Source organism: Caenimonas koreensis DSM 17982 (assembly GCF_009646335.1).
Lineage (GTDB): Bacteria > Pseudomonadota > Gammaproteobacteria > Burkholderiales > Burkholderiaceae_C > Ramlibacter > Ramlibacter koreensis.
This window is the reverse complement of sequence record NZ_WJBU01000021.1, coordinates 39,179-57,841: the sequence shown is the minus strand read 5'-3', so window position 1 is coordinate 57,841 and position 18,663 is coordinate 39,179. Positions and strand designations below refer to the sequence as shown.

At 64.4% G+C, this 18,663-nt stretch carries 13 protein-coding genes; 8 read left to right on the top strand and 5 right to left on the bottom strand.

Going from position 1 to position 18,663, the window contains the following annotated elements; genetic code table 11:
- The first annotated feature begins 45 nt into the window (after positions 1 to 45).
- From holA to gshA, 3 genes are all read left to right on the top strand, one after another.
- Positions 46 to 1,125 (top strand): DNA polymerase III subunit delta, encoded by a 1,080-nt coding sequence (gene holA, locus GHT07_RS18370; RefSeq protein WP_153586552.1) that lies wholly within the window; start codon positions 46 to 48, stop codon positions 1,123 to 1,125.
- Between the two features lie 7 nt (positions 1,126 to 1,132).
- The gene (locus tag GHT07_RS18365) at positions 1,133 to 2,410 is read left to right on the top strand and encodes a glutamate-5-semialdehyde dehydrogenase (protein ID WP_228488428.1); all 1,278 of its coding nucleotides are present in this window, start codon (positions 1,133 to 1,135) and stop codon (positions 2,408 to 2,410) included.
- 113 nt (positions 2,411 to 2,523) lie between these two features.
- Entirely contained in the window at positions 2,524 to 3,819 is a 1,296-nt protein-coding gene (gene gshA / locus GHT07_RS18360; RefSeq protein WP_153586550.1) for a glutamate--cysteine ligase, read from the top strand.
- 24 nt (positions 3,820 to 3,843) lie between these two features.
- Here gshA and GHT07_RS18355 read toward each other — a convergent pair whose 3' ends face one another.
- Both GHT07_RS18355 and pap read right to left on the bottom strand, forming a co-directional pair.
- Positions 3,844 to 5,349 (bottom strand): cyclic nucleotide-binding domain-containing protein, encoded by a 1,506-nt coding sequence (locus tag GHT07_RS18355; RefSeq protein WP_153586549.1) that lies wholly within the window; start codon positions 5,347 to 5,349, stop codon positions 3,844 to 3,846.
- Positions 5,346 to 6,866 (bottom strand): polyphosphate:AMP phosphotransferase, encoded by a 1,521-nt coding sequence (gene pap / locus GHT07_RS18350; RefSeq protein WP_153586548.1) that lies wholly within the window; start codon positions 6,864 to 6,866, stop codon positions 5,346 to 5,348. Before pap ends, GHT07_RS18355 begins: the two co-directional genes overlap by 4 nt.
- 181 nt (positions 6,867 to 7,047) lie before the next feature.
- Here pap and GHT07_RS18345 point away from each other — a divergent pair, with 181 nt between their 5' ends.
- On the top strand, positions 7,048 to 8,916 hold the full coding sequence (locus GHT07_RS18345; protein WP_323741006.1) for a potassium transporter Kup: 1,869 nt from the start codon (positions 7,048 to 7,050) through the stop codon (positions 8,914 to 8,916).
- Positions 8,917 to 8,920: 4 nt separating this feature from the next.
- Positions 8,921 to 9,868, top strand: coding sequence for a glutathione synthase (gene gshB, locus GHT07_RS18340; RefSeq protein ID WP_153586547.1), 948 nt, complete (start codon positions 8,921 to 8,923; stop codon positions 9,866 to 9,868).
- 19 nt (positions 9,869 to 9,887) lie between these two features.
- Here the strand turns inward: gshB and GHT07_RS18335 are convergent, their stop codons facing one another.
- Positions 9,888 to 10,652: a class II glutamine amidotransferase gene (locus GHT07_RS18335; protein ID WP_153586546.1), complete on the bottom strand. Its 765-nt coding sequence runs from the start codon at positions 10,650 to 10,652 to the stop codon at positions 9,888 to 9,890.
- A 5-nt stretch (positions 10,653 to 10,657) separates the two neighbouring features.
- Positions 10,658 to 12,127, bottom strand: coding sequence for an MFS transporter (locus GHT07_RS18330; RefSeq protein WP_323741005.1), 1,470 nt, complete (start codon positions 12,125 to 12,127; stop codon positions 10,658 to 10,660).
- Between the two features lie 110 nt (positions 12,128 to 12,237).
- Between GHT07_RS18330 and GHT07_RS18325 the strand changes: the two genes are divergently transcribed.
- The 3 genes from GHT07_RS18325 (at position 12,238) to GHT07_RS18315 (ending at position 16,471) form a co-directional block, all read left to right on the top strand.
- A complete protein-coding gene (locus GHT07_RS18325; protein WP_153586545.1) occupies positions 12,238 to 14,124 on the top strand; it encodes an acyl CoA:acetate/3-ketoacid CoA transferase in 1,887 nt (628 codons plus the stop codon).
- A gap of 120 nt (positions 14,125 to 14,244) precedes the next feature.
- Positions 14,245 to 15,300 carry a hypothetical protein gene (locus GHT07_RS18320; protein ID WP_153586544.1) on the top strand — a complete coding sequence of 352 codons (1,056 nt, stop codon included), beginning with the start codon at positions 14,245 to 14,247 and terminating at the stop codon, positions 15,298 to 15,300.
- A 181-nt stretch (positions 15,301 to 15,481) separates the two neighbouring features.
- A complete protein-coding gene (locus GHT07_RS18315; protein WP_153586543.1) occupies positions 15,482 to 16,471 on the top strand; it encodes a hypothetical protein in 990 nt (329 codons plus the stop codon).
- A gap of 39 nt (positions 16,472 to 16,510) precedes the next feature.
- On the opposite strand, the gene GHT07_RS18310 is transcribed toward GHT07_RS18315, so the two are convergent.
- Positions 16,511 to 18,646 (bottom strand): SulP family inorganic anion transporter, encoded by a 2,136-nt coding sequence (locus GHT07_RS18310; protein ID WP_153586542.1) that lies wholly within the window; start codon positions 18,644 to 18,646, stop codon positions 16,511 to 16,513.
- Positions 18,647 to 18,663: the final 17 nt, after the last annotated feature.

Below are 18,663 nucleotides of genomic sequence, written 5' to 3'. Positions count from 1 at the left end.
GCGCTGCGCTCGCGCGCAACGGCCATGGGCCTACACTCTTGCTCCATGCAGCTTGCCGCCGCCCAGCTTGGACCTCATCTGCAAAAGGGACTGAGGTCCCTCTACACGTTGCACGGCGACGAACCGCTCCTTGTGCAGGAAGCCGCCGATGCGATTCGCTCTGCGGCCCGCGCGCAAGGCTATGGCGAGCGCACGGTCCACACGGTGGCTGGCGCGCATTTCGACTGGAGCGAGGTGCTCATCGCGGGCGGCTCGCTCAGTCTCTTTGCCGACAAGCAGCTCGTGGAAGTGCGCATCCCTTCCGGCAAGCCCGGCAAGGAAGGCAGCCCCGCCTTGCAGCAGCTGGCCGAGAGCGCAGACGGCAACGACAGCACGCTCACACTGGTGATCCTGCCCAAACTCGATAACCAGACAAAAAAAGGTGCATGGTTTGGCGCGCTTGAATCACACGGCGTCACCATCGAGTTGCCGCCGGTCGAGCGCGCTGCACTCACGCAATGGATCTCGCAGCGTCTCGCCAGGAACGGCCAGCGCGTGGTGCAGGGCGATGAAGGCCAGCGCACGCTGCAATTCTTCGCCGATCGTGTTGAAGGCAACTTGCTCGCCGCCCACCAGGAAATCCAGAAACTGGGCCTGCTCTATCCGCAGGGCGAGCTGAGCTTCGAACAAGTCGAGGGTGCCGTGCTCAATGTCGCGCGCTACGACGTCTTCAAGTTGTCCGAAGCCGTGCTGGCTGGCCAGGTGGCGCGCGTGCAGCGAATGCTCGACGGCCTGAAGGCCGAGGGCGAAGCGGCGGTGCTCGTGCACTACACCTTGTCGGAGGACATTCGTGCGCTAAAGCGCGTGAAAGACTCGATGGCCGAGGGGCGGCCCTTGCCCGTCGCATTGCGGGAGCAGCGCGTGTGGGGGCTCAAAGAGCGCCTGTTCGAGCGCGTGTTGCCGCGAATGTCAACGACGGGCCTGGACAACCTGCTGCATTCCGCCCACCTGGTCGACGGGATCGTCAAGGGCCTGAAGGCGCCGGGCTGGCCGGCCGATGGCTGGCAAGCGCTGCACCGGCTCGCGTTTGCGTTGTGCAGCGAGTGCGCTGCGCCGGCCACAGCGGCCAAAGGTCACAGGGGATAATTGCGCCATGAACGCGCTCAACGTCGCTGAATACATCCAGACGCTCGGCATGCAAGCCCGGCAGGCGTCTGCGGCCATGGCGCGGGCCGATGCGGCTACCAGGAACACGGCGCTGCGCGGCCTGGCCCGGTTGCTGCGTGCCAACGTACAGTCGCTGCAAATCGACAACGCGCGCGACATTGAACGCGCTACCGCTGCAAGGCTCGCTGCACCGCTGGTCGATCGCCTCAAGCTCACACCGAAAGTGCTGGAAACGGTGGCGCAAGGCTGCGAACAACTCGCTGCCATGCCCGACGTGATCGGTGAAATCACCGGCATGAAGCAGCAGCCCAGCGGCATCCGCGTGGGCCAGATGCGTGTGCCGATTGGTGTCTTCGGAATGATTTATGAAAGCCGCCCGAACGTGACGATCGAAGCGGCGAGCCTGTCGATCAAAAGCGGCAACGCGTGCATCCTGCGCGGCGGCTCCGAAGCGATCGATTCGAACAAGGCGTTGGCGCGGCTCGTGCAGCAAGCCCTCGCTGAAGCGGGCCTTCCCACCGAGGCGGTGCAGCTTGTGCAGACCACCGATCGCGAAGCGGTCGGGCAACTCATCGCAATGCCGCAATACGTCGACGTGATCATTCCGCGCGGCGGAAAGGGCCTCATCGAACGCATCAGCCGTGAGGCGAAGGTGCCCGTGATCAAGCACCTCGACGGTAACTGCCACGTGTATGTGGACGACCCGTGCGACATCGACATGGCCGTGCGTGTGGCCGACAACGCCAAGACGCAGAAGTACAGCCCGTGCAATGCAATCGAAGGGCTGCTCGTGGCGCGTGGTGTAGCGAACGACTTCCTGCCGAAGATCGGCGCCGTGTTTGCGGCCAAAGGCGTGGAGATGCGCTGCGATGAAGCATCGAAGGCGCTGCTTCAATCCGTGCACGGCATCATCAAGGACGCGACCGAGCAGGACTGGTATGAGGAATACCTCGCGCCCGTGATCAGCATCAAGGTCGTTGAGGGGCTGGACGCCGCCATCGCACACATCAACCACTATTCGAGCCACCACACTGACGCGATATTGACCCGCGATCACATGCACGCGCAGCGCTTCCTGCGCGAGGTCGATTCGGCCAGCGTGATGGTCAATACCAGCCCGCGCTTTGCCGATGGCTTCGAGTTTGGCCTGGGCGCAGAGATCGGCATCAGCACCGACAAGTTCCACGCCCGCGGGCCTGTGGGCATTGAAGGGCTCACATCGCTGAAGTGGGTCGTGCTGGGCAACGGCGAAGTGCGCAGTTAAGCGCGACTGCGCGCGGGACTCTGCGTAAGCTGTATCGACGGGGTTGCAATTGCGTCTGCTGGCCCTCAACTGCCTACAATTCCGTAGAGAAATAACAAGGGTTAGAGCGTCGCATGGTCCCCCATCTCACTACTGCCCTGACCGGCCCCACGAACGAGCTTGAACAGCGCGTCCTCGATTCGATGCCTGCCATCGAGCGCTGGTTCCGCCTCGAATGGATGGAGCACACGCCGCCGTTCTACTGCTCAGTTGATGTCCGCAATGCCGGCTTCAAGCTGGCGCCGGTCGACACGAATCTCTACCCCGGCGGCTGGAACAACCTGACGCCGGAGATGCTGCCGCTGGCCGTGCAATCTGCGATGGCCGCCATCGAGAAGATCTGCCCGGAAGCCAAGAACCTGCTGGTCATCCCCGAGAACAACAACCGCAATTCGTTCTATCTCAGCAACCTCGCGCAGTTGAAGCGCATCTTTCACATGGCCGGGCTCAATGTGCGGATCGGCTCGATCGACCCGGACATCAAATCGCCCAGGACGATCGAGCTGCCCGGTGGCGGCACGGTGGTGCTCGAACCCGTCATTCGCACCAAGCGCCGCCTGGGCCTGAAAGATTTCGACCCCTGCACGATCCTGCTCAACAACGACCTGTCGTCGGGCATTCCGGGCATTCTTGAAGACATCCACGAGCAGTACCTGCTGCCGCCATTGCATGCGGGCTGGTCGGTGCGCCGCAAGAGCAATCACTTCAAGAGCTATGAAGAAGTGTCCAAGCGCTTCGGCAAGCTGCTGGGCATCGACCCGTGGCTGATCAACCCGATGTTCAACGTGTGCGGCGAGGTCGACTTCAGCGCCAATGAAGGCATGGAGTGCCTCACCACGAACGTCGATGCACTGCTGGCCAAGGTGCGCAAGAAGTACAAGGAATACGGCATCAGTGAAAAGCCGTTCGTGGTGGTCAAGGCCGACAACGGCACCTCCGGCATGGGCATCATGACCGTGCGCGACGTGAAAGACCTCGCGCACCTGAGCGACAAGACGCGCCTGAAGATGGACACCGGCCAGGGCGGCGGGCATGTGCACCAGGTCATCATCCAGGAAGGTGTGATGACGGCCGAACGCATGAACGACGCCGTGGCCGAGCCCGTGGTTTACATGATGGATCGCTACGTCGTCGGTGGCTTCTATCGTGTGCATGCCGAGCGCGGCATCGACGAAAACCTCAATGCGCCCGGCTCCCAGTACGTGCCGCTTGCGTTCGCGGAGAGCACGCGTTTGCCCCAGCCCGGCGAGAAGCCCGGCGCCAGCGCGCCGAACCGCTTCTACATGTATGGCGTGATCGGGCGCCTGGCGATGCTGGCTGCGAGTTACGAACTCGAGGCCACCGACCCTGAAGCTGAAGACTACGACTGAGCGGCGGCTGGCGTGGCCCCGGCCTTAGCCTTCCAGTGAAAAGAACTTGCGAATGCGGCTGAGGATGTCGTCGCTGGTGGCGGTGCCCGCACCGTCCTGTGCAAGCCGCGCCTGGAGCTGCTCGTTGCGCGCCTGCACGATCGCCGAAATCTCCTGCGCTATTTCGCGCCGGGCCTGCAGCACCTGCGCGAAGCCGTCCTTGTCGAGCCGATAGCTCTCGACGGCAGTCACGGCCGTCACGGTGGCACCGCGCGGCGCGCCCGTGAGCATGCCCATCTCGCCGAAGAAGTCGCCATCGCGCAGCATCGCCACCTGCACCGGGCCTTGCGGGCCTTCGACCGTTACCTTCGCTTCGCCCCGAATCACGAGGTACAGCCAGTGCGCAATCGCACCCTGGCGCGTCATGACGTCTCCCGCCGCAAAGGGCGCGTGCACCAAGTGCCCCGCCAGCGCTTCCTGCTCGCTTGCAGGCAGTTGCGCGAACAGCGCTGCCCCGCGGAGGGCGGCCAGCTTTTGCGCCAGCTCGCGCTCTTGCGCCGCCCTGCGCCAGCCCTCGTTCTCCTTGACGGAGAGTTCCTCCTGCAGCGGCACGCCCAGGCGCAGCCCCGCGCGCGCGAGCGCAGCCAGCGCATGGATGCGCACTGCCGAATCGCCAGGGTCGTCATGCTGCGGCTCGCTCATCCAGTAGCGCAGCGTGTATTTGCAGTAGCCGGGGCCGATATCGGTCAGCAGCGCACTCGGCGCAGGCGACTTGAGCACATGGTCGATCTCGGCGTCGGCGACTGAACGCTCCAGTGCGTCGATGACGGCATGCGGCGCGGCGTCGATAGCGACGTTCAGCGTGACTGCGCGCCGCCATGCCAGCGGGCCGTCCGCCGGCGGGCGCAGTACGACGAAGCGGTTTTTCATCAGCCAGCTGTTGGGCACGATGACAGTCTCGCGATTGCGCGTTTGCACTGCGGTGTACCGCCAGCGCACATCGACCACCATGCCGTTGACGTCATCGGCGCGGACCCAGTCGCCCACCCGCAGCGAGTTGTCCAGTTGAAGTGCGACGCCGCCCAAGACATTGCCGAGCGTGTCCTGCATGGAGATCGCCAGCACGGCGGTGATCAACGCGGACGTGGCAAACACCTGTGACGGATCTACCCCCGCCAGCCGCAGCCAGAGCAGGAGGCCGGCCATGGACAACGCGGTGACAGTCAGGTCTTCGGCAATGCGCGGTGCTTTCAGCCCCAGCGTGGGGGCAATGCCGCGAAACAGCCATGCGGCCACCACCTGGATGGTGGCAATGCCGCCGAGCACCACCGACGCTGCGACCGCAGCCGCCATCAGTTCGGCGGGCCCGTTGATGACGAGTGCAAAGCCGTCGGCCACGATAGCCAGCAGCAAAAGCGCCCACGCCAGCTGCAGCGAGCGGCGCTCGGGTTTGCGGGCCAGCCTGAATGCCAGCGCGACCGCTGCAACACTGAGCCACGCCCACAAGAGTTCTTGCCGGCGGCTGATAGCCGCAGTGAGCAGGTCGTTCACCTGCGGGCCTGGGCCTTTTGCCTGCCGAGCGCGGCTTCCATGCGTTCGCACAAGTGCCGCAGCACCTCGATGCGCGAGAACATCTTGTCGTTGGACGCGACCACGTGCCACGGTGCGACATCGGTCGACGTGCGGTCGATCATGTCGCTCACGGCACTTTCATAGAGCGGCCACTTCTCGCGGTTGCGCCAGTCTTCTGCCGTGATCTTGAACGTCTTGTGCGGCGTTGCCTTGCGTTCTTCGAACCGGCGCAACTGCTCCTCGGGCGTGATCGCCATCCAGAATTTCACGACGATGGCGCCGGCTTGCGCCAGCTGTTCCTCGAAGCTGTTGATCTCGTCGTAGCCGCGCATCCAGTCGGCCTCGGCGCAAAACTTCTCCACGCGTTCGACCAGCACGCGCCCATACCAGGAGCGGTCGAACAGCGTCGCGTGACCGTGGCGCGGCACATGGCGCCAGAAGCGCCACAGATAGGGCTGGGCGCGCTCCTCATCACTTGGCGCGGCGATCGGTATCACCCGGTAGTGCCTTGCGTCCATCGCCTGCGTCACGCGCCTGATCGTGCTGCCCTTGCCGGCAGCGTCCGTGCCCTCGAAGACCACGACCAGTGATCGCGCCGCCATGCGCGGGTCGCGGCTGAGCGTGGCCAGCCGCGCCTGGAGCGCCTCGAGTTCGGTGGCGTATTTCTTGCGGTTGAGGTGGCGCGTGAAGTCCATCGAGCCGAGCAGCGTGCGGCTGTGCGCCGTTTCAACCGCGGCACGAGTTTTTGCAACTGGAGGTGCCGCGCGCGTTGAGCCCTTCGCAGGTTTGGCGGTTGCCACCTTCAGCGCAGCCAGCAACGCATCGCCGGCGGCGAGCGAGCGGTAGGCCGGATCAGCACCCTCAATCACCTGCCAGGGCGCCTCGGCCGTGCTGGTCTTGCGAAGCGCCTTTGCACAGACACCGACAAATTCGTTGTAGTGCTTGAAGCGCTCCCAGTCACCCTTGTCCACGCGCCAGGAATTCTTCGGGTCTTTCTCGAGCGCCTTGAAGCGAGCCTTCGCCGCCTGGTGCGACAGGTGAAACCACAGTTTGAGGAGCACAGCGCCCTCGGCTGCCAGCATTCGTTCGAACTGCCGTATCTGCTCGAGCCGCAACGCGAACCGTGCCTTGCGGTCGTGCCCCATCACATGCGCGAGGATCGGGTCGGTGTACCAGGAGCCGAACAGGATGCCGATTCGCCCCTTGGGCGGCAGCACCTGCCAGAAGCGCCACATCTCGGGCATGGCGGCCTCGTCGCCGCTGGGCTGGCCGAATGCCACCGTGCGGATATGCCGCGGGTCCATCCATTCATTGAGCAGATTGACGGTCTCGCCCTTGCCCGCGCCATCGACACCGTTGACGAGGATCACCACCGGGGACCGCGACTGCTCCAGCAGGGTGTACTGCGCGTCGAGCAAGGCCGCGCGCAACTCGGGCACGCGTGCCTTGTATTCTTTCTTGTCGACGCGGTGGCCAATCTCGGCGGACTCGAACATGCCCAAATTCTCAGCCTGCGCCAAATCCGGGCATTGACGCAGCGCAAGCGAAGCGGGGAATATGCCCATTCGCATCGTTGCTGCACTGCAACATGATGCCGCTTTGTCAAGGGGGCCGTGCACAATAGCGGTCCCAAAGGAACCTACCCCGCGGCGGCTGAGGCCGTAAGACGGGGATTTTGTGCAAAAAACAAAATCATCGTTAGCGGCGCTGACCCTCGGCGCCATCGGTGTCGTCTACGGCGACATCGGCACCAGTGTCCTGTACGCCGTCAAAAGCGTCTTCTCAACAGGCCATGTTCCATTCACCCCGGCCAACGTCTACGGCATCCTGTCGATCTTCTTCTGGACGTTGACCGTCATCGTCTCGATCAAGTACGTCGTGCTCGTGCTGCGCGCCGACAACAACGGCGAGGGCGGGCTCATTGCGATGCTCGCGCTCGCGTCGCAGGCGGTGAAGGACAAACCCAAGCTGCGGCAAGTGCTGCTGGCCGTCGGTATTTTCGGCACCTCGCTGTTCTATGGCGACGGCGTGATCACGCCGGCGATCTCGGTGCTTTCGGCCGTGGAAGGCCTGGAAGTCGTCTCGCCGCGCTTCAAGGAGTGGGTGATTCCGCTCACGCTGATCGTGCTGCTATGCCTGTTCGTCGTGCAAAAGCGGGGCACGACCGGCATCGGCCGCTTCTTCGGCCCGGTCACACTGGTGTGGTTCGTGGTGATTGCGGCGATGGGCGTCGCGCACATCGTGCAGCATCCGGAGATCCTGCAGGCGCTCAGCCCGCATCACGCCGTGCTGTTCATGTTCCACCACCCGATGACCACGTTCATCATCCTGGGCGCTGTCGTGCTGTGCGTCACAGGCGCCGAAGCGCTCTATGCGGACCTCGGGCACTTCGGCAAGCGGCCCATCCGCCTCGCGTGGTTCGGTGTGGTGATGCCGTCGCTCACGCTCAACTACTTCGGCCAGGGCGCGCTGCTGCTCTCCAACCCGAAGGCAGTTGCCAACCCGTTCTACCTGATGGCGCCCGACTGGGCGCTCGTGCCGCTCGTGATTCTGGCGACGGCCGCCACGGTGGTGGCTTCGCAGGCGCTCATCACGGGCGCATTCAGCGTCACCAAGCAAGTCATCCAGCTGGGCTACCTGCCGCGCCTGAACATCCAGCACACCAGCGTGCGCGATACGGGGCAGATCTACATCCCGTTCGTGAATTGGGGCCTGTTTGCCGCCATCGTGCTGGCGGTGGTGATGTTCCGGTCGTCCGAAGCGCTGGGCGCTGCTTACGGTATCGCCGTGACGATGGACATGCTGATCACCACGATCCTCACCTTCTTCGTTATTCGCTACGGCTGGAAGTACCCGCTGGCGCTGTGCGTGCTGGCCACGGGCTGGTTCTTCGTCGTCGACTTCACGTTCTTCGCGTCGAACCTGCTCAAGCTGTTCGAAGGCGGCTGGTTCCCGCTCATGATCGGCGGCTGCATCTTCACGTTGATGATGACGTGGAAGCGCGGCCGCGAATTGCTCAACGCCAAACTGCGTGCCGACGCGATCGACCTGACCAGCTTCCTCGAAGCCGTCTTCATCAGCCCGCCCACACGGGTGGAAGGCACGGCGGTGTTCCTCACGGCAGAGCCAGGCACGGTGCCCAATGCGCTGCTGCACAACCTCAAGCACAACAAGGTGCTGCACGAGAACAACCTGTTCGTCACGGTGCAAAGCCATGAAGTGCCATGGATCGGCATCAACAAGCGCGTCGAAATCGAACCGCTCGGCCACAGCTGCTGGCAGGTGAAGCTGCACTACGGCTTCAAGAACGACCCGGACATTCCGCGCGCGCTGGAAACCATTCGTGGCCGCGGTTGCGAAATCGAGCAGATGAAGACCAGCTATTTCCTCTCGCGCGACACGGTCATCCCGACGATCGGCGGCGGCATGGCGCCCTGGCGTGAGAAGCTGTTCGCACAGATGCATCACAACGCAAGTGGCGCGGCCGACTTCCTGCGCTTGCCGAACAATTCAGTGGTCGAGCTCGGCTCGAAGATCGAAATCTAGCGCCATGAACATCCTCTTCGTTGCCGATCCGCTGGAGGTCTTCAAGACCTACAAGGACACCACGTTCTCGATGATGCGAGAGGCGCAGCGGCGCGGCCACCGCGTGGCGGCCTGCGAGCCGAGCCACATCTCGTGGCGCTCGGGTGGCGTTGTCACGGCGAAGGTGCGCGGCATCGAACTCACCGGGCGCGCAGACGACTGGTTCCGCGAAACAAGCGCAGACATTCGTGCGTTGAAAGACTTCGACGCCATCGTGATGCGCAAAGACCCGCCGTTCGACAGCGAGTACTTCTACGCCACGCACCTGCTCGAACAAGCTGAGCGTGACGGCGCTCGTGTGTTCAACAAGCCGGCGGCGTTGCGCGACCATCCGGAAAAGCTCGCGATCATGGAGTTTCCGCAGTACTGCAGCCCGACGCTCGTCACGCGTGATGAAGCAGAAGTCAAACGCTTCCATGCGGAGCACCGCGACATCATCCTGAAGCCGCTCGACGGCATGGGCGGCATGGGCATCTTCCGCGTCGGGCCAGATGGCATGAATCTCGGCTCCATCATTGAGACGCTGAATCACGGCGGCGCGACGACGATCATGGTCCAGCGCTTCGTGCCCGAGATCGTTAGCGGCGACAAGCGCGTGCTCGTGATCGGCGGCAAGCCCGTGCCGTTTTCGCTCGCGCGCATTCCGCAAGGCAGCGAAATTCGCGGCAACCTTGCAGCGGGCGGCAAGGGCGTTGCGCAGCCGCTCACCAGGCGCGACTACGAAATTGCCGAGGCGCTTGGCCCCGTGCTCGCGTCACGCGGCTTGCTGTTGATTGGCCTGGATGTGATCGGCGACTACCTGACCGAAATCAACGTCACCAGCCCGACCTGCTTCCAGGAAATTCACGAGCAGGCCGGCTTCGACGTGCCGGCGATGTTCATCGACGCGCTGGAAGCTGCGCTGGCGAAGTGATGAATGCAGCGGGCAGGCGCTAGCCCGCCACCGCCCCGTCCACAAACACCCGCAACTCTCCGGGCGCGAACTGCGTCCACGCCTCATTCGTCGTGAGCGGTGCTGTCACCACCACAGCCACCTTGTCCTGCGGCGTTGTGTTGCGCGCGAAGTCGATGCTCATGTCTTCATCCGTCAGCTGCGCATGCGCGAACGGGTGCTTGCGCTCCACGTAGTACAGGTTCGTCGAGCAATGCGCCCATAGCGCCTGCCCGTTCGACAGCAGAAAGTTGAACGTGCCGTGCCTGGCAATCTGCGGTGTGAGCTCGCGCAATGTGAGCGTGAGCTCGTGCACATCAGGCACGCCCGCATGCGACTTCGCCATCTCCTGCATCAGCCAGCAGAACGCACGCTCGCTGTCTGTCGCGCCCACGGGCTTGAAGCTGCCGTGCAGCCGCGGATGAAAATTCTCCAGGTTGCCGTTGTGCGCAAATACCCAGTAGCGGCCCCACAGTTCGCGCACGAAGGGGTGGCAGTTCTCCAGCGCCACAGCGCCCTGCGTTGCTTTGCGAATGTGCGAGATGACGTTGCGGCTCTTGATCGGGTAGCGGCGAATCAGGTCAGCCACCGGTGAGTCGCATGCCGGCTGGTGATCGACAAAGTGCCGCAGCCCCGCGCCTTCGAAAAACGCAATGCCCCAGCCGTCCGCGTGATGGTCGGTGCGGCCACCGCGTTGCGCAAACCCCGTGAAGCTGAACGTCACGTCGGTCGGCGTATTGCAATTCATTCCAAGCAGTTGGCACATGGTCGCTATTCTGGCTTGTCGGCGGGCGTCGCTTCGGCCCGCTCGCGCAGCCGCCACGCCGCGGCCATTGCCAGCGCGCACAGCACGGCCAGCATCCAGAAGCTTTCGTTGAATGCGGCCAGTCTGGCAACGCTGGTTTCGGCCACGCTCAATGCGTCGCCATGTGCGGCAATGCGCCACTCCAGGAAGATGCCGCACACGCTCACACCTGTCGCGCCACCGAGCATACGGGCGAAGTTGATCGCGCTGGAGCCTTGCGCGATCTGGTTGCGGTCGATCGATCGCAGTGAGCCGAGGTTGAGTGACGGCAGGATGAAGCCCAGCCCGATGCGCCCGAGGATGGCCAGCGCCACCAGCAGCATCAGCGACGTGCCCAGGTGCACGGTGAACATCAGCGCGAACGAAGCGGCGAGCAAGGCAAGCCCCGTTGTCACCAGCACGTGCGGGGCGTGGCGATCAGCCAGCCGCCCCACAACGGCTATCGTCACGGCAAGCACAAGCCCGGCGGGCAGCAGGATCGTCCCCACGTGCGAGGCCGACATCTTCAAGCCGAGCTGCATGTACACAGGCAGCAGATACGTCGAGCCGAAGAGCGCCGTGCCGTAGATGAAGGCCACGATGCTGCCCATTGCAAATGACCGCGATTCGAACAGCGCCAGATCGAGCAATGGCTCGCCGCCCATGCGTTTGACGCGCCGCTCCCACGCGATGAAAGCGATGACGCAGCCGAGGGCCACGCCCAGCAACACACTGCCTGCAGGACCTCCGTTGTGCAATTCGACCAGCCCGTTCAGCAGGCACAGCGTGCCGACGCCGCCGATGACGAGCCCGCGCCAGTCGAGCCGGCCGCCGCGCTGCGCCGCTGCCCCGCCGGGCGCGGTATTCGGCACAAAGAGGAAGGCAAGCCATAGAGACGCCACGCACATCGGCACCACCATGAAAAAAATCGAGCGCCAGCCGAACAGGTCGACCAGCACGCCGCCGATGCTCGGGCCCAGTGCAGGCGCGAGCACCACACCCATGCCGAACAGGCCGCTCGCGCGCCCCTGCTCGTGAGGCTCGAAAGCGCGCAGGATGATGATCGCCGGAATGGGCTGCGTGACGCCGGCCGCCAGACCTTCTGCCACGCGCGCCAGCAGCACGATCCAGTATTCGCCCGCAAAGCCGCCCAACGCGCCGCCCGCCATCAACAGCAGCATGCAGCCTGCATACACGCGGCGGTAGCCATAGCGCGAGAGCAGCCATGGCGTAGTGAGCATGGACACCGTCATCGCGACCATGAAGCCGGAGCTGACCCACTGCGCGCGCTCTTGCCCCAGGTTGAAGTAGTGGCTCATGCTCGGAATGGCGACGTTGACGATCGTCGACGACATGATCGACGCCATCGTGCCGACCATCACCGCCAGGAGCAGCAACCAGCGGTAGCGTGGGCCCCAGCGCTCGCGCAATGCGCCAATTGAGCCGGGTTCGTTCACGTACGGGCCGTCTCTTGCCGCGATGGCATGGTTTTCCTTGAGGACGCGGCACGCATGGTTCACGATGATAGGAGCACTTGGGACATCGAAGGGGTGCCGTGCACGCACACATGAATGATCTGGCGCCGCAGGGCGCGCGCCGCAACAAGGTGGTGAGCGCCGCTGAAGCCGTGCGGCTCATCCACGACGGTGACACCGTCGCAACGGGCGGGTTCGTGGGAATCGGCTTTGCTGAAGAGATTGCCGTGGCACTTGAGGCGCGGTTTCTCGCGACGCAGCAAGAAGGCGGCGCGGGCTCACCGCAAGGCCTCACGCTCGTGTACGCAGCGGGCCAGGGCGACGGCAAGACGCGCGGCCTCAATCACCTCGGCCATGAAGGCCTGGTGCGGCGCGTGATCGGCGGCCACTGGGGGCTGGTGCCTGCCCTGCAAAAGCTCGCTGTGGACAACAAGGTCGAGGCCTACAACTTGCCGCAAGGCGTGATCGCGCACCTGTTTCGCGACATCGCCGCTGGCAAACCCGGCACGTTGACGCGCGTGGGGCTGGACACCTTCGTCGATCCGCGCCACGGCGGTGGCCGCGTGAATGAGCGCACGACGGAAGATCTCGTGCGCGTGATGCAAATCAACGGCCAGGACTACCTGTTCTACCAAGCCTTCCCGATATCGGTGGGCATCATTCGCGCGACCACGGTCGACCCAGACGGCAACCTCACGATGGAGCGCGAGGCACTCACCCTCGAAGCACTTGCGATTGCAATGGCAGCGCGCAACAGCGGCGGCATCGTGATCGCGCAGGTCGAGCGGCTGGCTGAGCGCGGCACGCTCAATCCAAGGCAGGTGAAAGTGCCGGGCATCTTTGTCGATGCCGTCGTAGTCGCGACGGACCCCGCGCATCACATGCAGACGTTCAGCGAGCAGTACAACCCGGCGTACTCCGGCGAGATCCGCGTGCCGATGGACAGCATCAAGCCCATGCCGATGAGTGTGCGCAAGATCATCGCGCGCCGCGCGGCGTTGGAGCTCAAAGTCAACGATGTGGTCAACCTCGGCATCGGCATGCCGGAAGGCGTGGCGGCCGTTGCGGCGGAAGAGCGCGTGATCGATCTCGTCACGCTCACCGCAGAGCCGGGCGTGATCGGCGGCATTCCTGCGAGTGGCATGAGCTTTGGCGCAGCAGTCAACAGCCAGGCCATCATCGACCAGCCGAACCAGTTCGATTTTTACGATGGCGGCGGGCTTGACCTGGCTGTGCTGGGCCTCGCGCAGGCGGATGCGCAGGGCAACCTGAACGTGAGCAAGTTCGGGCCGCGCCTGGCGGGTGCAGGCGGCTTCATCAACATCAGCCAGAACGCCAAGACCGTGGTGTTCGTCGGCACGTTCACTGCAGGCGCGGGTGCCACACCCAAGTTCGTGCGGCAGGTCGAGCACCGCACGTTCAGCGGCAACGAAGCGCGACGGCGCGGCCAGCGCGTGCTGTACGTGACCGAGCGCTGTGTGTTCAGGCTCGCACCGGAAGGCGGGCTGGAACTTATCGAGATCGCGCCGGGCATCGACCTGCAGCGCGACGTGTTGCCACTGATGGAGTTCGAGCCCGCCATCAGCCCCCGCCTGAAGCTGATGGACGCGGCGATCTTCGGCGAAGGGTTGCTCGGCCTGCGTGCGCACTTGTTGTCACGCCCGCTCGCGCAACGCTTCGAGATCGACAAATCCAGGCGCCTGCTGTTCATCAACTTCGAAGGCCATGCGGTGAGCGACCGTGTGGACATCGACGACATCGAACGCACGGTGGAGCAGTTGCTCGCGCCGTTGGTGCAGTCGCCCGAGCAGCGCATGGTCGTCATCGTGAACTACGACAACTTCACGCTCGCCGTGAATTTGATGGACGAGTATTCCGCGATGGTCAAGCGGCTCACTGAGCGCTTCTATCGGCGCGTGACGCGCTACGGCACGGTGGGTTTTCTCAAGGCGAAGCTGGAGGGGCGGCCAGTGGATTGAGGCGGGGAGCGAAGCATCGAGTCGTTTGGGTGGGCTGAGACGTTTGGGTGGTCGCGCGCGGGTGTGTGGGGCCTATAAAAAGTGCGGACCCATTCACCACCAAATGGAACGAGAAAACTCATGCCGTATTTCCCCTCGTCATCACATATTCCGCCCGAAGTCGCCCGCCTTCACCTGCAGTTCCTGACAGCTATCGGTGTCGATCCGGAGGATGCGCAAGAGCTCAATCAGCGGCTTCTGGCGTTGCCCAGCCGTCCCGTCAATGTTCAACGGGGCCTGCATCCACAGCCACTGCATCCCGCTGCGCTGCCGCGACTGCAGACCGACCCCAACGGCACAGCGTCGGCCAGTATGGAGGGCATGCCCCTCGAGATGATTCTCCGGATTGGCCAGTACCTCTCGCCACAGGAGCTGCTCCCTCTGATCCATACGTCCCTTGCGACGCGCTGGCAAGCGCGGCAGGACGTTCGATATGCGGAATTCGAGAAGTACCAGGTCGCGCTGCGCGCATGGGATGCCTCGGTGCGCAATCCGCGCGCCGACGGAAGCGCATGCGAAGCCTTTTACTCCGCCTGCGCCGAGATCGCACATGCGCGCGCGGCTCGCGGCGAGGTTCACGCGCTCTACCCTGCTATGCGCGAGGCGGAGCGTCTTACCGAGTTGCACGGTTTGTCCGCTGTGCCTTATGCGAGTGAAAGGCTGCTGGTTGAGGCCGCGGCAGCGTGGGCATCGTTCCCAGACTCTACGTGGCTCATTCACGACGAGAACTGGCGCATGCGGGATGCGCAAAGTACGAGGCGCGCGCCCACTCTCGAGGACGATCCCGTGACGGAGTTCCGCAGAGGCATGTGTATCCTTCGCAACGACCTGGCTCGAAATATCACGGCCGACCTGCGCCGCCCTGGCGAGCGGGTCGAGGAACCATTCGGGCTGCAGCGCCCGATCCAGTACATCGAACACTTCGCCGATGAGCCCTTCGAGCCCGGCGACATGATCGAGCAAAGCCACACACTCAAAAACGGCCGTGTTCAAACCCAACGCCAGCCGCGTCCGGATCCGCAAGCGGGTGAATCCATGGTGCGATTCAAGTTTGGGCCAGACGGCGTGTTCGGCCACGTGTACGTCCACGTGTTCAATCTGCCCAAGGCCGATCTCGACATGAATGCGCCGGAGTGATTGAGGCGGGGAGCGAAGCATTGAGTCATCCGGGTGCGGCAAGACGTCCGGGTGGGCGAGCGCGGCTTATAAGAAGAGCCCCATCGACTTCACTTTGAAAGCCAGAGACGTCATGCCGCAAGTTACCCAAGTCGAACCGGCACCGCCATCCGCCACGGTTCGCCGTGCCGATTCAGCCGATTTGCAAGACCTGAATCCGGCCCTGCTGAAATTGGCCCGGCCGTCCGGCGCAAAGCATCGATGGTGGGCGCTACAGCCGCCACTCCCACTTCGGCCGCTTGCGCCACCTCAACCCGTTCTGCCACCCCGACTGCTGACCGAGCCCATTGGCATGGTGTCGGCCAGTCTGGTGGGCATGCCCTATGCCATCGCCAGCCTGATCGGCCAGTATCTCGCCCCACAAGAGCTGCCCGTCCTGATCCACACATCGCTTGCGACGCGCTGGGCAGCTCACCAGGACGTTCGATATGTGGAGCGCAAAAGGTACCGGGCGGCATCGCGCGCGCGGGATGAGTCGACGACTTATCAGGTCAGCGACGGACTTGCTTGCAGAGCCTTCTACGCCACCTGCATCGAGATCGCACACGCGCGTGCCGCTCGCGGCGAGGCCCATGCGCTCTACCCTGCCATGCGCGAGGCGGAGCGCCTTGCCGAATTGCCCGAGTTGTCCGCTGCGTCCTACGCCAGCGAAAGATTGCTTGTCGAGGCGGCGGCCGGGTGGGCATTGGACGCAGGCTCAGCCTGGCGGATACACGAGTGGAACTGGCGAGTGCGCGAAGCGCAAAGGGCGGGGCGTGCGCCAATGCCGCTGCTTGATCCCGCTGATCGCTTGCGCGATGAGCTGGAGTCTCTTCGCAAACGCCTGGCTTACGTCATCACCGCCGACCTGCGCCGCTTCAACGAGTTCGCCGATGAGCCATCCCGGCGGCAGTGCCCGATCCACTACATCGAACACTTCGCCGATGAGCCCTTCGAGCCTGGCGACATGATCGAACAGACGCACAGATTCGACGACGGTCAGCTTCAAACTCAACGCCAGCCGCGCCCTGACCCTGCAGCCGATGAAACCATGGTGCGGTTCAAGTTTGGTCCGGATAGCGTGTTAGGCGTGGTGTACGTCCACGTGTTCAACCTGCCCAAGGCCGATCTCGACATGAATGCGCCGGACTGATTGAGGTGAGCCCGCCTTCAAAGGAGGCTTGCCGGGCGGCTACTCCAGCACCGCGCGCAGCTGCCGCGTCGTCGCCGCCAGCCGGCGTGTGCCGATCTTCGCGAGGTTCGACATGAACACGAGCGCATCGGCCGGATGCTGCGCCGCCCACGCATCGAACTGCGAACGCGACAGCCGCATGAGCATCGCTGGCGCGTCTTCGCTGCCCGCACAAGCCGTGCGTGGCAGCCCATCCAGGAACGCCATCTCGCCGAACGCCATGCCCTGCGCGACGGTGGCGATACGCACGCCTTTTGTGGGCGGCCACGCCGTGCCCAGCGTGATGCGGCCCGACTGCACCAGCAGCATGTCGTCGCTGGCATCGCCCGCAGCAAACACCTGCTCGCCCGCCTCGATGTTGTGGCACTGCAGGCGTGCTTCGAGCGCATGCCGCGCCTCGGGGCTGATGCCATCAGCCAGTTCGCCCAGCGCGTCATCGGCGCTGGCAAGCGGGGCTTCGTCAGCTGGCCGCTCGGACAAGATGGCGTCTTCCGCCCATTCGAGCGCGCGGTCCAGGTCGGCGGCCGTACGCACATGCGCTGGCGCACGCGGGGCCGTGCCTTTGTTCAAGCCGCACACGACGAGCTCGATATGGCGCTGGTCGAGTTCACGCGCCATGGCGCCCAGGCGGGCGAGTGCCGTCGCGTCCCACGCCGCTACGCGCGAGGCTTCGATGATCACGCGCCGATGCCGTGGCGCAAGCAATGCCGTGATTTGCTCAGTGAGGTGGGCAGCAACGCCGAACGACACCACGCCCTGCAACTCGAACACGGCAACGCCGTTCATGCGCGGTGCAATCCAGGCGTCAGAGGATGCGCGGCGCAATCGACGCGAACGGCGTTCGCCGTCCAGCAGCGACCTGCGCAGCGCCGTGCTCGCCGACGCATGCAGCAACACGAAGGTGGCCACGACCAGACCCGCGACCAGCGCGCCGACACCGCCAGAGATGACGAACACCATCGCGACCAGCCAGCTCTGGCTCCAGGTGGCCGGAGCTGCCAGCGCATAAGCGCGCGACCACATCACCCGCGGCACTTGCAGCGCACCTGCGAGTAACAACGCGCCCGCGAGACAGGCCATCGGCACATACGGCAGCCACCACTGGCCCGTGGCGGCCACCACCAGCAAGACGCCGGCATGCGTCGGCGCGACCACGGGCGACGGCCCGACACGCGACAACGCGATGCGCGAACGTGACGCACTGGTCGATGCAGGAATCAGCCCGAACAGGCCGCAGCCGATGCCAACGAGGCTCTCGCGTCGCAGCGCGCGATTGGGCTCGCTGCGCAGGCCATAGTCCAGGTCGAGCTCCTGGTTGAAGACCAGCACGTCGAGGCTGTTCACGATTGCCATCAGCATCGCCAGCGACACGAGTGACACGCCCTCGGCGCGTGCAATGGCCACCCACGGCACGGAGGACCAGTCGGGCAAGGCGGGCCACGCAAATGGCGCTACGGGCGTTGCCGGCGCGAAATGCGACAGCCCCCCAGCCGCCACGACGACGAGCGAAACAATGCCGACCGCCGGTAACAGGCCAGGCACCCGGGGCCACCGGTGTTGCACAACGCGCGCCGCGATGACCACCACGCTGGCCAGCAACGCGTGACGCAGCGTGACCGCATCCAGCGCAAAGCTGCCAGCGCCGAAACCGCCCGAGATTTGCGCCACCAGCATCGACAGGCCAACGCCAGCCGCAAAGCCGTGCGTGACCGAGATCGGCAGGAAGCGCGCGAGCGACGCGAGCCGCATTGCACCAAACAGCCACTGAAAAGCGAAACCCATTGCCACCGTGGCACCGCACACCGCCAGAATCTGCGAAGGCGAGAGTTGCACGGCGTTGGAACTGGCACTCACCGTCGCCACCACGGCAGCGAACAGGAGCGCGACAACAGTCGAAGGCGCGTAGATCACGCCAGGCCGGCGTGCGAACAAGGTGAGCAGCGCACCGGGCAATGCTGCAGACCACAGCGCGAGGGCGGCCACCGGCATCTGTGCGCCAAGCGGCGCGAAGGCCACGATGCCGAGGCCGAGCGCATGCGGCACCGTGATCGACGCCGCCGACAGGGCGGCCGCGAAACCTACCCGACGTTCAGCGACCGGTGTCGCGTCGGTGAGTACCCCGAAGTTGGTGTTCATGCAGCGGCCGACAAACT